Genomic DNA, 13096 nt, shown 5'->3' on the forward strand with positions numbered 1-13096 from the left:
GTCGCTTGCGTCACCGGTCCGCGGCCAGCGCGGCGGTGCGCGCGTGGTGCGTCAGCAGTTCGCTGCGCTCCACCGCGAAGATGCCCATCTGCCCGACCTTGAACTCGACCCAGGCGAAGTCCACTTCCGGCAGCATCTGCGCCAGCGCGCGCTCGGACTCGCCGACCTCGCAGATCAGCAGCCCGTCCTCGCTCAGGTGCGCCGGCGCGTCGCGCAGGATCTTCAGCGCCAGGTCCAGGCCATCGTCGCCCGCGCGCAGGCCCAGCTCCGGCTCGTGCGCGTATTCCGGCGGCAGCGCGTCGGTCTCCGCATGGGTGACGTAGGGCGGATTGGTCACGATCAGCTCGTAGCGGCGCCCGCCCAGCCCGGCGAACAGGTCGGACTTGACCAGTTCGACGTTGTCGGCCAGCAGCCGTTCCTTGTTCTCGGCGGCCAAGCTCAGCGCGTCGTCGCTGATGTCGACCGCGTCCACCTGCCAATTCGGGTTGTAGTGCGCCATGGCGATGGCGATGCAGCCCGAACCGGTGCACAGGTCCAGCGCGCGCTCGACCGGGCGGCCGGCCAGCCACGGCTCGAAGCCGGCCTCGATCAACTCGGCGATCGGCGAACGCGGCACCAGCGCGCGCGCGTCGCTCTTGAAGCTGAGCCCGGCGAACCAGGCCTCGCCGGTGAGGTAGGCGGCGGGGATGCGCTCGGCGATGCGGCGCTCGAACAGCGCCAGCACCTGCGCCTTCTCCGGCGCGGTGACCCGTGCGCTGCCGTAGGCCGGGCCCAGGTCGTGCGGCAGGTGCAGCGCGTGCAGCACCAGTTGCGTGGCCTCGTCCAGGGCGTTGTCGTAGCTGTGGCCGAAGCTCAGCCCGGCGGCGTTGAAACGGCTGGTGCCGTAGCGGATCAGGTCGATGATCGTGTGGAGTTCGGCGGCCGCGTCGGCAGTCATGGCAACAAGCAAGGCAATGTGGCCCCCGATTATAGAGGCCCGGCCGCTATGATGAGCGTTCGTTGCATGGGAAATCAGTATGTTCAACCGCACCTTCGGCATCGTCCTGGTGGTTGCCCTGGCCGCCGGCCTGGGGCTGCTGCTGGCCCAGAAGTACTTCGGCGGCAGCACCGCCCCGGCCTGGCCGGAGACCCGCACGGTGCGCATGTACCCGCAGCCGCGCCCCCTGCCCGACTTCCACCTGCGCCAGACCGACGGCACGCCGCTGGTGCCGGGTGAGCTCAAGGGCCACTGGACCCTGGTGTTCCTGGGCTTCACCGCCTGCCCGGACGTGTGCCCGACCACGCTGGCAGACCTGGCGCGCGCGCAGAAGCAATGGGAGACGCTGCCGGACACGCTGCGCCCGCGCGTGCTGTTCGTCTCGGTGGACCCGCAGCGCGACACCCTGCCGCGGCTGGGCGAGTACGCCCACGCCTTCCACAAGGACACCATCGCCGCCACCGCCGACGTGCCCGAGCTGGAGCGCTTCGCCACCGCACTGGGCTTCGTGTTCCAGAAGGTGCCCGGCAAGCACTACGCCGAGAACCCGAACGACTACAGCATGGACCACTCCGCCGCGATCGCGGTGCTCGACCCGCAGGGCCGCCAGGCCGGGCTGATCCGCCCGCCGTTCGATGCCGCGGCGATCGCCGCCGCCCTGCAGGCGCTGACCAAGGCCACCGCCCCATGAGCCTGACCACCCGCCTGACCTACGTGCTGCCGCACCGGCTGCTGTCCTCGCTGGCGCGGCGCCTGGCCTACTCGTCGCGGCCCGGGCTGAAGCAGTGGCTGATCGACACCGTGGTGCGCCGCTTCGGCGTGGACCTGAGCGAGGCCGCGCAGCCGGATGCGCGCGCCTATCCGACCTTCAATGCCTTCTTCACCCGTGCGCTGAAGCCGGGCGCGCGCGTCGCCGATCCCGATCCGCAGGCGCTGCTGATGCCGGCCGACGGCCGCATCAGCCAGCTCGGCCGCATCGAGGACGGACGCATCTTCCAGGCCAAGGGGCAGTCGTTCACCGCGGCCGAACTGCTCGGCGACGACGCCGCGGCGGCGCCATTCGCCAACGGCCTGTACGCCACGGTCTACCTGTCGCCGCGCGACTACCACCGTGTGCACATGCCCTGGACCGGCACCCTGCGCGAAACCGTGCACGTGCCCGGCCGGCTGTTCAGCGTCGGCACCGACGCGGTGCGCAGCGTGCCGCGCCTGTTCGCGCGCAACGAGCGCCTGGTCTGCCATTTCGACACCGACTTCGGCCCGATGGTCTCGGTGATGGTCGGCGCGCTGCTGGTGTCCGGCGTGGAAACGGTGTGGAGTGGCGTGGAGATCCCACGCTACGCCGACCGCATCACCCGCAAGGATTGGCGCGGCAAGGGCATCACTCTGCAGCGGTTCGAGGAAATGGCGCGTTTCAACTACGGCTCCACCGTGATCGTGCTGCTGCCGCCCGGCGTGGCCGCGTTCGATCCGGCGCTGGAGGCGGAATCGCCGGTGCGGCTGGGGCAGGCGCTGGCGCGGCTGATGCGCTGAGGCGCGAGGGGCCGCGCTGCGGCCCTTTCTCTTGACGAATGCCTTTGTGGGTGGGAAGTGCCTCTGTGGGAGGGACTTCAGTCCCGACGCATTGGCGATGACAGACCGCAGGCTCTCGATGGATGGCCGAAAAGCCATGCACCCGACACTGCGGCCGTCGCACCCTCATCCGGCGCTGCGCGCCACCTTCTCCCGGGAGGGAGAAGGGATGGAGCCGCGCTTGGGGCTCGCCGTCGGCTTTTCAGGCTGGCGACTCGCGAGAACAACAGCCCCACTGTGGGAGGGACTTCAGTCCCGACGCATTGGCGGTGACAGACCGCAGCTCTCAATGGATTGCCGAAAAGCCACGCACCCGACACTGCGGCAGCCGCACCCTCATCCGGCGCTGCGCGCCACCTTCTCCCGGAGGGAGAAGGGATGGAGTGCTGCTACTTCTCGCAGCCGGTCAATTTCAGCGACTGGCCCGGCTTCAATGCATAGCCCGGGGCGCGCAGACCGTTGGCCTTGGCCAGCTCCTTCAGGTCGCAGTCGTGGCGGTCGGAAATCCGGCCCAGGGTGTCACCCTTGGCCACGCGGTAGTTGCGCACCTGCTTCTGCTTGGGCTTGGCGGGCGCGGGACGACCGGTGGCCACCGTGGTCGGCACGCCGGCGACCGGGCTGACGTCGCCCACCGCCACATTGCCGGTCAGGTCGGTGGCCGGCGCCGGGCTGCTGCTACGCACCGCGGCAGTGACGTCGGCGGTGATCAGTGCACGGGCCAGGTCGGCGCGCGGGCCGCTGACGCAGTAGCGGTTGTACAGGCCGACGATCTTGGTGGTGGCGTTGATGGTCACCCCGGCCGGGATCCAGCCGTCCGGCTCGTAGCGCGGATTGAGGTTGCGCAGCGCGCGCATGTAGCCGTCGCGGGTGCCGTCGCTGCCCAGGCAGATGGTCAGTTCGTAGATGGTGGTGGACTTGGCCAGGCGCAGCGTGGCCGGCTGCGCATTGATCTTGGGGAAGGCCACGCCGTACTGCTGCGGGTGCAGGAAGATCCACGCCGCGGCGATCACCATCGGCACGTAGTCCTTGGTCTCGGCCGGGAACTGGTTGTACACCGATGCGTCCCAGAAGCTGCGGCCGGGCATCTGGTTGAACACGCGCGCGGCGCGACCTTCGCCGCCGTTGTAGCCGGCCAGGGCCAGTTCCACGCTGCGGTTGAGTTCGGCCATGCGCTCGTTGATGTAGACCGCGCTGGCCTCGGCGGCGCTGCGCGCGTCGTAGCGGGTATCGAAGCCGGTGCCGTCCGGGCCCAGGCCGAAGCGGCGTCCGGTGGCCGGCATGAACTGCATCAGCCCGGCGGCGCCCACCCGCGAATTGGCGTGCACGCGACCGTTGGATTCCTTGGCGATGATGCCGAACAGCAGCGCTTCCGGCAGGCCGCGCTTCTCCCACTCCGGCCACATGACCGCGCGCAGGTTCTGGTAGTTCTCGTAGCTGCTCATCAGCGCCGGGCGCATGTCGGTGAGCCAGCGACGAATGCCGGCCTGCACCGCCGGGTTGTACTCCACCATCGAATCGAAGGCGTGGCGCTTGTCGTTGAGCAGGCGCGCCGCGCGCGCAGCTTCCGGCACGTCGGCGGCGAGCGGGCTGATGTGGTCGGGGTCGGCCTGCAGAGGCGCGGAATCGTCGTCGGCGGCATCGGTGTCGCTGGCCTGGCCCTGCGCGTCGGCCTTGGCCTTGAGCAGGCGCTTGTACGCGCCCAGGTAGGTGCCCACCTCGCAACCGCGCTGCTTGATGCAGGCCTGGATCACGTCCTCGATGTCCTCCAGCGCGGCGTCGCTTTCCTGGGTGCCCTTGGGGTCGCTGTTGCCGACCAGCACCATGGCGTCGTTGTAGCGCTTCTCGGCGGCGGCCAGGCGCTGGTCGAGGACGGCGATGGCGGCCTGGTCGCGGGCGGACACGCGGGCTTGGGCGGCAGGAGCGGTGCAGGTCAGCGCCACGGCAGCCGCGACGGGCCACGCGTGGGTGAAGCGGAACGGAAGGGGCATGGTGGGACGCGGCGACGGAAAGGCCGCAGGGTAGCCCCCGCCGTCGCATCGCGGCAAGGTCGCCGCGGCCAGGGTCCGGCCCGCGGCGGGCCAGGGTTCATGGCCGACGGCCATCCCGCGCCGCAACACGAGTACCGCGCGCTGGCTCTCGGGCCAGCCGATGTAGCGCGCCGCGCCGCCGCCACACCGGCGAACGGCCAAACCACGCAAAGACCGCGTTTGGCGGACTGCGCCGGTGCAGGGCGGCGCGAGGCGCCTGGGGCACTCGCACGCGTTCGCCCTGTCGCGGACGTTCTAGAATCCAGGCATCTCATTGCGGACCCCGATATGGACCCGATCCTGCTAGGCAAAGGCGTGACCGACGACATCGCGGTGCTGCTGCAACCGCGGCTGGGGAACCGCCACGGCCTGGTCGCCGGCGCCACCGGCACCGGCAAGACCGTGACCTTGATGACCCTGGCCGAAGGCTTTTCGCGGATCGGCGTGCCGGTGTTCCTGGCCGACGTCAAGGGCGACGTGGCCGGCCTGGCGATGCCCGGCGACGGCAGCGAGAAGGTGCTGCAGCGCGCCCGGGAGATCGGCGTGGCCGACTATGCCCCGGCCGCCAACCCGGTGCTGTTCTGGGATCTGTACGGCCAGCTCGGCCATCCGGTACGTACCACTGTCAGCGAGATGGGCCCCACCCTGCTGGCGCGCGTGCTGGAACTCAACGACACCCAGGCCGGCGTGCTCGACATCGTGTTCAAGCTGGCCGACGACCGCGGCCTGCTGCTGCTCGACCTGGACGATCTGCGCGCGCTGCTGACGCTGGTGGTGGAAGAACGCAAGGACATTTCCACCGAATACGGCCTGGTCAGCGCGCCGTCGGTGGCGGCGATCCAGCGCGCGCTGCTGCGCCTGGCCCAGGACGGCGGCGAAGGCTTCTTCGGCGAACCGGCGCTGGACCTGGCCGAGCTGATGCGGGTGGATCACGACGGCCGCGGCGTGATCGGCATCCTCGCCGCCGCGCAACTGGTGCTCAAGCCACGGCTGTACTCGACCTTCCTGCTGTGGCTGCTGTCGGAACTGTTCGAACGGCTGCCGGAAGTGGGCGACCTGGACAAGCCCAAGCTGGTGTTCGTGTTCGACGAGGCGCACCTGCTGTTCGACGATGCGCCGCCGGCGCTGGTGCAGCGCATCGAGCAGGTGGTGCGGCTGATCCGCTCCAAGGGCGTGGGCGTGTACTTCTGCTCGCAGTTCCCGGACGACGTGCCCGACAGCATCCTCGGCCAACTCGGCAACCGCGTGCAGCACGCGCTGCGTGCCTATACGCCACGCGACCAGAAGGCGGTGCGTACCGCCGCCGAGACCTTCGTGGCCAATCCCAAGCTGGACGTGGCCAAGGCCATTTCCCAGCTCGGCACCGGCGAGGCGCTGGTGTCCACGCTGCAGGACAAGGGCGTACCTTCGCCGGTGCAGCAGACCCTGATCGCACCGCCGCGCTGCCGCATGGGCGCGATTTCCGACGCCGAGCGCGCGCAGGTACGCGCCGGCAGCCCGGTCGGCACGCGCTACGACACCCCGGTCAACCGCGAATCGGCGGCAGAACTGCTGGCGCGCCGGGTCGAGCAGAGCACCGACCGCAGCGCCGCGCCGCCGGCGCGCACCCGCGAACAGGACGAGGCGCAGGACAGCGGCTTCGGCCAGGCGGTCAAGGACGCGGTGTTCGGTACCAAGCGCCGCCAGGGCATGCTGGAGGCGATGGCCAAGCAGACCTCGCGCACCATCGGCAATCGCATCGGCCAGCAGATCGTACGCGGCATCTTCGGCAGCATCTTCGGCGGCAAGCGCTGAGCGCGGCGCGCGCAACGCCCGCGGCGGTGCCCCGGCCGTTGGCCTTCCGCAGGAATGACCTGGGGGCGCCGCCAGCAACGCGTTTTTGCCGCAACCGAACGCGATATGCGTCGCGCTTGTAGGAGCGGCTTCAGCCGCGACGGGCTTTCCCGGTGAAGCCCGTCGCGGCTGAAGCCGCTCCTACGGCATCTCTGCATCCGACAGCGCCAGCGCTATCCCAGCAGCCCGTGCAGCTTGGCGTACTGCAACAGCATGATGGTCTTGGAGTCGGCGATCTCGCCGGTGTCGATCATCGCCAGCGCGGCATCGAGCGCCAGCTCCAGCACCTCGATCTCCTCGCCTTCGGCAGCCACACCGCCGCCGGCGCCGACCTTGTCGCGGTCCACGTACTCGCCCACGAAGAAGTACAACCGCTCGGTCACCGAGCCCGGACTCATGAACGCCTCGAACACCTTGCGCACGTTCTCGATCCGGTAGCCGGTCTCCTCTTCGGTCTCCTTGCGGATGCAGGTCTCCGCATCGTGGCGATCGAGCAGGCCGGCGCAGGCCTCGATCAGCATGCCGTCGGGGTTGCCATTGAGCAGGGTCGGCAAGCGGAACTGGCGGGTCAGCATCACCGTGCCCTTGGCGCGGCTGTACAGCAGGATGGTCGCGCCATTGCCGCGGTCGTAGGCCTCGCGGGTGAGCGCCTGCCAGCTGCCGTCGTGGCGCTGGAAATCGAAACTGACCTTGCGCAGCACGTACCAGTTGTCCGACAGCACTTCGATGTGGGTGACGCGCACGCGCGGATTGCCGGAAACGAAGGAAGGATCCAAGCGAAACTCCAAGGGGTGAGGGGCACGGCAGGCGGCAGGCGCGGCGTCCGCCACACTCCCCCGTCGTTCGGCCGCGCAGTGTAGCCAGCGCACGCACGGACGCAGCGGCACAGGTTGCGCTTTGCGCAGCCGACCACACTCCCTCGACGCCGCCGTCCCTTGGTGCCGCCGTCCGCATCGCGCAGCCGCCCCAGCCAGCCTCCTGATTGCGCGCGACGCAGCCGACCCGCACAATCGTCACACTTCGTAGACAGGGGGCGTCATGGAAGACCGTCGTCGCGTGGGCGCAAGTCGCACACACCGCAGCACACCCGAACCGTTCTGGGCGCGCACCCGCGCCATCGCGCTGTATCCGCTGCGCGGCGGCGCGCTATACGCGTTGATCGCGCTGACCCTGTGCAGCCTGCTGGGCATGCTGCCCGGCATCGGCTGGATCCTGGGCATCGTCACCACCCTGGCAATCTACAAATACGCCTTCGAGATCCTGCGGCACACCGCCGACGGCTACCTGGACGCGCCGGAACGCGGGTTCGACATCGGCGACGGCGTGGTCGTGCGGCTGCTGGCCATGATGATCCTGCTCGGCGTGGCGGTGTTCGCTGCGCTGCTGCTGGCCGGGCCGGTCGGCGGCCTGCTGATGCTGCTGGCGGTGGTGCTGCTGCAACCGGGCATCCTGATTTCCCTGGCGATGGACGGCAGCCTGCGCCGCGCGCTGAACCCCGCCGTGTCGATCGGCCTGGCGCTGCGCATCGGTTGGCCGTACCTGGCCGCGTTCGGCCTGCTGTTCGTGATCCAGGCCAGCGCGCTGGGCGCCGCCGCCTGGCTGCAGCGCGTCCTGCCGCCGCTGGTCGCCGACCTGGCCGTCACCGTGGTGACGATCTGGGGCCTGTTCGCCGCCTTCCACCTGATGGGCTATCTGGTCTACCAGTATCACGCCGTGCTGGGCTACGAACCGGCCGCCGACGCAGCGAGCGGCTTCGCCCGCCACGACCCGGACCAGCGCGTGCTCGACGAGGCCGAACAGCTGGTGCGCGACGGCCACACCGACGACGCGCTGCAGGTGCTGCGCAGCGAAGTGCGCACCCGCGCGGTGAGCCTGGGCGTGCACGAGCTGTACCAACGCCTGTTGCGCGGCAGTGCGCGCCACGACGAACGCCGCGAACATACCCGCCAGTACATGCACCGGCTCCTGCAGGAAAAGCAGGAACGGCGTGCGCTGGCCCTGCAGCGCGAGGCACTGGATGCCGATCCCGACTTCGCGCCGCTGCTGCCGGAACAGGCCACGTTGTTGGCCGAACGCGCGCAACTGGCGGGCCAGTTCCGGCTCGCCGCCGACGGCCTGCAGGCCGCGCTGCGCGCCTGGCCGAAGGCACCGGAACACAGTACCTGGTCGCTGCAGGCCGCCTTGCTGCTGGCAGAACGCTTCGGCGAGGACGCGCAGGCGCACGACCTGTTGGAGGACGCGCTGAGCCGCTGCGACGACGAGGTGCAACGCGGCAAGCTGCAGGCAGCGTTGCGCGCGGTGACGATCACGCCGGTCTAGCGCGCGCCCTGCACGGCGCGCGACACGGGACACTCCGCGCGCCAGGCAGCGCGCTCAGGCGTTGGCGAGCAGGAACCGCGCCTTGTCCGCCTGCGGCAGATCCGGATAGCGCACGATCAGTGCCTCCAGCACGCGCCGCCACTCCGCCATGGCCTGGCGTTCGCCATGACCCAGTGCGAGCCGGAACCAGGCCTGCGCCTGCTGCTCGCGCGACGAGTCCGCATCCTGCGCCAGCAGTGTCTCCGCCTCGACCAGCAAGCCCAGCGCCATCCAGCGCGCGAACAACGCCGTGCGCGTCGGCACATCCACGTCGCCGGCCGCTTGCAACACGGCGGCCTGCTGCCGCGCCTCGTGCACGGACGGCGCCGACAGGCGCAACAGCTCCAGCGCCCGCGCCTGTGCCGATGCGGCGTGGCCGGCATTGGCCGCCAGGCGATAGCGCGCCAGCGCCACATCGAAGCGCTGCGGCGCTTCCGTGGCCAACGCGTCCAGCAGCGCGCCGGCCTGGACGTGTTCCATCCGCCCCAAATGCGCCTGCGCGCGCTCCCAGCGATCGTCGGCCGGTGCGTCGCTCTCGTCGCGCAGGAAGGCCTCGCGGGTCTGTCCGGCCGCCACCAGCACGGCACCGAGCAGCGCGCCGATCACCAGGCCGCCGGCATGCGCATCGAAGCCGATGCCGGCATCGCCGTTGAACAGCAGGTTGTAAATTTCCCAGCCCAGCCACAGCGGCAGCAGCACGATGGCCGGCGCGCGCACGTAGTCGAACAGCACCGCCACCCAATAGAAGAAGCGCACCGGTCGCCGCCCCCAGACCACGCAGAACGCGCCCATCAGCGCGGCGATGGCGCCGGACGCGCCGAGACCGGCGCCGGCCTCGCCCCAGCGCCACCACAGGCTCACCGCGCTGGCGCCGAACGCACCGAGCAGGTACACCGCCAGGAACCGCCAGCCGCCGATCGCGCCTTCCAGCAGCGTACCCAGCGCCAGCAGGAACAGCATGTTGCCGATCAGGTGCATGGCGTCGGCATGCAGGAACGCCGCCGTGAGCATGCGTAGCGGCGCCCATTCCGAGCTGCGCTGCACATGGCGCAGGGTGAACACGCGCTGCAACAGCACGTCATAGTGCGCGCGCAACGGCGCCCAAGCCTGTTGCGCGTCGGCATCCGCGAACAGCGTGCCACTGCGCAGGGCCTGCACGAAGCGCACGTCGTGCACGGTGGCGGCGCCGACGAAGGCCGACCGCTCCGCTGCCGGTACCTGCTGCAACTGCGCGAGCCGCTCGCGCTGGCCGCGTCGTTCCAGGTAGCGCGCATAGGCCGGCGCCTCCAGCGCGCCGAGCCCGGAGTCCAGGTAGTAGCGCTGCGCCTGCCGCAGCGGCGCCGCGTCGTGGCGCTGCCAGCCCGCATAGACCGCGATGTTGAGCAGGATCAGCAGCAGCGTGACCAGCGGGAGGTTGTCCCGCGACAGCGGTTTGTGCAGCGGCAGGATCAGCATCGAGCGACGTCCATGTGCGGGGCGGCGCCAGCTTCGGCCATCGCCTGCGGGTGCGCAAGGCGCAGGCACGCGCTAGCATCGCCACCCCGCTCCACCGCAGTCGCACCGATGAGCCGCTGGCGTCCCCCTGCCGAGAAAAGCACCGCCCTGATCACCCCGGAAGGCCATGCCCGGCTCAAGGCCGAACTGGAGGACCTGTGGCGGGTGCGCCGCCCCGAGGTGGTCAAGGCGCTCGCCGCGGCCGCGGCCGAGGGCGACCGCTCGGAGAACGCCGAGTACACCTACCGCAAGAAGCAACTGGGCGAGATCGACCGCCGCGTGCGCTACCTGAGCAAGCGCCTGGAGGCGCTGCGCGTGGTCGCCGAGGCCCCGTCCGACCCGCAGGCGGTGTTCTTCGGCGCGCACATCGAACTGGAGGATGCCGACAGCGGCGAACTGCGCCGCTACCGCATCGTCGGCCCGGACGAGACCGATGCGGCGCGCGGCTGGATCAGCATCGATTCGCCGCTGGCGCGGGCGCTGCTGAAGAAGCGCGTCGACGACGAAGTGGAAGCGAAGCTGCCCGGCGGCCGCCACAGCTTCGTGGTGGTCGCGGTGGACTACGCCGCGCCGTAAGCGGGTGGCGCCGTGGCGCCACGCATGCCGTCGTCTGCGGTCTCAGAGCACCCGCAGGTCCAGCGGCCTTGCCGGTGTTGCCGGCGCCGGCAGCGCATCGCCGAACAGATCGTGCTCGTCGCTGTCGGTGATCTCCACCTGCACCAGGTCGCCCGGCTTCAGCCCGCGCTCGCCGCCGTTCTGGATATGCACCAGGCCGTCGATCTCCGGCGCATCGGCCTTGGAGCGCGCCACCGCGATGCCGTCCTCCAACAGGTCGACCAGGCACTCCTGCACGCTGCCGATCTTGGCTTCCAGGCGCGCGGCGGAAATCGCCGCCTGCCGCTCCATGAAGCGCGCCAGCCGCTCCTGCTTGAGCTCCTCCGGCACTGGATCCGGCAGCGCGTTGGCGCTGGCGCCTTCCACCGGCGAATAGGCGAACGCACCGACACGGTCGAGCTGCGCTTCGTCCAGAAAATCCAGCAACTGCTCGAACTCGGCGTCGGTCTCACCGGGGAAGCCGACGATGAAGGTCGAACGCAGGGTGATCTCCGGGCACAGCGCGCGCCAGCGCTGCACGCGCTCCAGGGTGCGCTCCACCGCGCCGGGCCGCTTCATCAGCTTGAGGATGCGCGGGCTGGCGTGCTGGAACGGGATGTCCAGGTACGGCAGCAACTTGCCCTCGGCCATCAGCGGGATCACGTCGTCCACGTGCGGATACGGATACACGTAGTGCAGGCGCGCCCACGCACCCAGTTCCGACAGACCCTCGCACAGCGCCTTCATCCGCGTCTGGTAGGCCCGACCGCGCCACTCGCGCTCGGCGTACTTCAGATCCACGCCGTAGGCCGAGGTGTCCTGCGACACCACCAGCAACTCGCGCACCCCGCCCTTGACCAGGCGTTCGGCCTCGCGCAGCACCTCGTCGACCGGGCGCGACACCAGGTCGCCGCGCATCGACGGGATGATGCAGAAGCTGCAGCGGTGATTGCAGCCTTCGGAGATCTTCAGATAGGCGTAGTGGCGCGGGGTCAGCTTGACCCCGATGTCGTCTTCGTTGCTGCCACGACCGCGCGGCAGCAGGTCCACGAACGGATCGTGGCGCGGCGGCAACGCCGCATGCACCGCTTCCATCACGCTCTGGTAGTCCTGCGGACCGGACACCGCCAGCACGTCCGGATAGGCCGCGCGGATCTGCTCCGAGCGCTTGCCGAGGCAGCCGGTGACGATGACCTTGCCGTTCTCGGCCATGGCCTCGCCGATCGCCTCCATCGACTCGGCCACCGCCGAATCGATGAAACCGCAGGTGTTGACCACCACCACGTCGGCCGCGTCGTAGCTGGGCACGATCGCGTAGCCTTCCACGCGCAGTTGGGTGAGGATGCGTTCGGAGTCGACAAGGGCCTTCGGGCAGCCGAGGCTGACGAAGCCGACTTTGGGGGTCGCGAGAGACATTGGGGCCGGGGTCCGGGGGCCTGGGAGAAAAACAGCGCGCGAAGTATACCGGGCCGGGGCCGCCGGCGCGGCGGCCGCCCGGTGTGCGCCCGCTCACCCCGGCTTAGCCCGGGCGATGGATAATCGGCCGCTTCCCCCACCCCACAGGACGCCGCAATGGGCCACTGGACCACACTCGACACCGCTCACGGCCAGGTTTCCGCCTGGCACGCCCTGCCCGAGGGCACGCCGCGCGGCGGCCTGGTCGTCATCCAGGAGATCTTCGGGGTGACCGACTACATCCGCGAGGTCGCCGACCGCTACGCCGCGCACGGCTACGCAGTGCTGGCGCCGGCGCTGTTCGACCCGGTCGAGAAGGACGCGCAGCTGGCCTACGACCAGGACGGCGTGCGCCATGGCCTGGAACTGGTCGGCGCACTCGGCTTCGACCGTGCCCTGGACATCGTGCAGGCGGCCGCGCAGGCGCTGGCGCCGGCCGGCAAGGTCGGCACGCTGGGCTACTGCTGGGGCGGCAGCGTCGCGCTGCTGGCGGCACTGCGCCTGGGCCTGCCCTCGGTGAGCTACTACGGCGGCCGCAACACCCAGTTCCTGGACGAGACGCCGAAGGCGCCGGTGCTGTTCCACTTCGGTGCGCAGGACGGCAGCATCCCGGCCGAGTCGATTCAGCAACATCGCGAGAAGCTGCCGCAGATGCAGACCTTCGTCTACCCGGCCGGGCACGGCTTCGACCGCCATGTGGACCCGAACCACTACGACGCCGACAGCGCCGAACTCGCCCGCGAACGCAGCCTGGCGTTCCTCGCCGAGCACCTGGGCTGAGCCACGG

The 13096-nt window shown here is 70.2% G+C and carries 11 protein-coding genes; 6 read left to right on the forward strand and 5 right to left on the reverse strand.

Features of this window, described 5'->3' with window-relative positions; all coding sequences use genetic code 11:
* Positions 1-10: 10 nt before the first annotated feature.
* Positions 11-937: a 50S ribosomal protein L3 N(5)-glutamine methyltransferase gene (prmB, locus tag ACP93_RS04120; RefSeq protein ID WP_048489502.1), complete on the reverse strand. Its 927-nt coding sequence runs from the start codon at positions 935-937 to the stop codon at positions 11-13.
* A gap of 79 nt (positions 938-1016) precedes the next feature.
* Here prmB and ACP93_RS04125 point away from each other — a divergent pair, with 79 nt between their 5' ends.
* Positions 1017-1667, forward strand: a complete 651-nt coding sequence (locus ACP93_RS04125; protein WP_048489503.1) for an SCO family protein — start codon at positions 1017-1019, stop codon at positions 1665-1667.
* On the forward strand, positions 1664-2509 hold the full coding sequence (gene asd, locus ACP93_RS04130) for an archaetidylserine decarboxylase (protein ID WP_048489504.1): 846 nt from the start codon (positions 1664-1666) through the stop codon (positions 2507-2509). The genes ACP93_RS04125 and asd overlap by 4 nt, the downstream gene beginning before the upstream one ends.
* Positions 2510-2937: 428 nt before the next feature.
* On the opposite strand, the gene ACP93_RS04135 is transcribed toward asd, so the two are convergent.
* Positions 2938-4536: a transglycosylase SLT domain-containing protein gene (locus ACP93_RS04135; RefSeq protein ID WP_048489505.1), complete on the reverse strand. Its 1599-nt coding sequence runs from the start codon at positions 4534-4536 to the stop codon at positions 2938-2940.
* A 99-nt stretch (positions 4537-4635) separates the two neighbouring features.
* Between ACP93_RS04135 and ACP93_RS04140 the strand changes: the two genes are divergently transcribed.
* Positions 4636-6369: a helicase HerA-like domain-containing protein gene (locus ACP93_RS04140; protein WP_255347925.1), complete on the forward strand. Its 1734-nt coding sequence runs from the start codon at positions 4636-4638 to the stop codon at positions 6367-6369.
* 212 nt (positions 6370-6581) lie between these two features.
* On the opposite strand, the gene nudK is transcribed toward ACP93_RS04140, so the two are convergent.
* Positions 6582-7184, reverse strand: a complete 603-nt coding sequence (gene nudK, locus ACP93_RS04145) for a GDP-mannose pyrophosphatase NudK (RefSeq protein WP_048489507.1) — start codon at positions 7182-7184, stop codon at positions 6582-6584.
* 262 nt (positions 7185-7446) lie between these two features.
* On the opposite strand from nudK, the gene ACP93_RS04150 reads away from it, so the two are divergent.
* Positions 7447-8727, forward strand: coding sequence for a transcriptional adapter (locus ACP93_RS04150; RefSeq protein WP_048489508.1), 1281 nt, complete (start codon positions 7447-7449; stop codon positions 8725-8727).
* A 54-nt stretch (positions 8728-8781) separates the two neighbouring features.
* Here the strand turns inward: ACP93_RS04150 and ACP93_RS04155 are convergent, their stop codons facing one another.
* Positions 8782-10221 carry a rhomboid family intramembrane serine protease gene (locus ACP93_RS04155; RefSeq protein WP_048489509.1) on the reverse strand — a complete coding sequence of 480 codons (1440 nt, stop codon included), beginning with the start codon at positions 10219-10221 and terminating at the stop codon, positions 8782-8784.
* Between the two features lie 108 nt (positions 10222-10329).
* On the opposite strand from ACP93_RS04155, the gene greB reads away from it, so the two are divergent.
* Positions 10330-10836, forward strand: a complete 507-nt coding sequence (gene greB, locus ACP93_RS04160) for a transcription elongation factor GreB (protein WP_048489510.1) — start codon at positions 10330-10332, stop codon at positions 10834-10836.
* 42 nt (positions 10837-10878) lie between these two features.
* Here greB and rimO read toward each other — a convergent pair whose 3' ends face one another.
* Positions 10879-12270 (reverse strand): 30S ribosomal protein S12 methylthiotransferase RimO, encoded by a 1392-nt coding sequence (gene rimO, locus ACP93_RS04165; protein WP_048489511.1) that lies wholly within the window; start codon positions 12268-12270, stop codon positions 10879-10881.
* A 156-nt stretch (positions 12271-12426) separates the two neighbouring features.
* On the opposite strand from rimO, the gene ACP93_RS04170 reads away from it, so the two are divergent.
* Positions 12427-13089: a dienelactone hydrolase family protein gene (locus tag ACP93_RS04170; protein ID WP_048489512.1), complete on the forward strand. Its 663-nt coding sequence runs from the start codon at positions 12427-12429 to the stop codon at positions 13087-13089.
* Positions 13090-13096 lie beyond the last annotated feature (7 nt).

It is taken from the genome of Xanthomonas sp. NCPPB 1128, from assembly GCF_001043115.1.
Taxonomy (GTDB): Bacteria; Pseudomonadota; Gammaproteobacteria; order Xanthomonadales; family Xanthomonadaceae; genus Xanthomonas_A.

Bases quoted from the DNA above. Each gene is read 5' to 3' on its own strand.
- prmB (WP_048489502.1), bottom strand. From the start codon at position 937: ATGACTGCCGACGCGGCCGCCGAACTCCACACGATCATCGACCTGATC.
- ACP93_RS04125 (WP_048489503.1), top strand. From the start codon at position 1,017: ATGTTCAACCGCACCTTCGGCATCGTCCTGGTGGTTGCCCTGGCCGCC.
- asd (WP_048489504.1), top strand. From the start codon at position 1,664: ATGAGCCTGACCACCCGCCTGACCTACGTGCTGCCGCACCGGCTGCTG.
- ACP93_RS04135 (WP_048489505.1), bottom strand. From the start codon at position 4,536: ATGCCCCTTCCGTTCCGCTTCACCCACGCGTGGCCCGTCGCGGCTGCC.
- ACP93_RS04140 (WP_255347925.1), top strand. From the start codon at position 4,636: ATGGCCGACGGCCATCCCGCGCCGCAACACGAGTACCGCGCGCTGGCT.
- ACP93_RS04150 (WP_048489508.1), top strand. From the start codon at position 7,447: ATGGAAGACCGTCGTCGCGTGGGCGCAAGTCGCACACACCGCAGCACA.
- ACP93_RS04155 (WP_048489509.1), bottom strand. From the start codon at position 10,221: ATGCTGATCCTGCCGCTGCACAAACCGCTGTCGCGGGACAACCTCCCG.
- greB (WP_048489510.1), top strand. From the start codon at position 10,330: ATGAGCCGCTGGCGTCCCCCTGCCGAGAAAAGCACCGCCCTGATCACC.
- rimO (WP_048489511.1), bottom strand. From the start codon at position 12,270: ATGTCTCTCGCGACCCCCAAAGTCGGCTTCGTCAGCCTCGGCTGCCCG.
- ACP93_RS04170 (WP_048489512.1), top strand. From the start codon at position 12,427: ATGGGCCACTGGACCACACTCGACACCGCTCACGGCCAGGTTTCCGCC.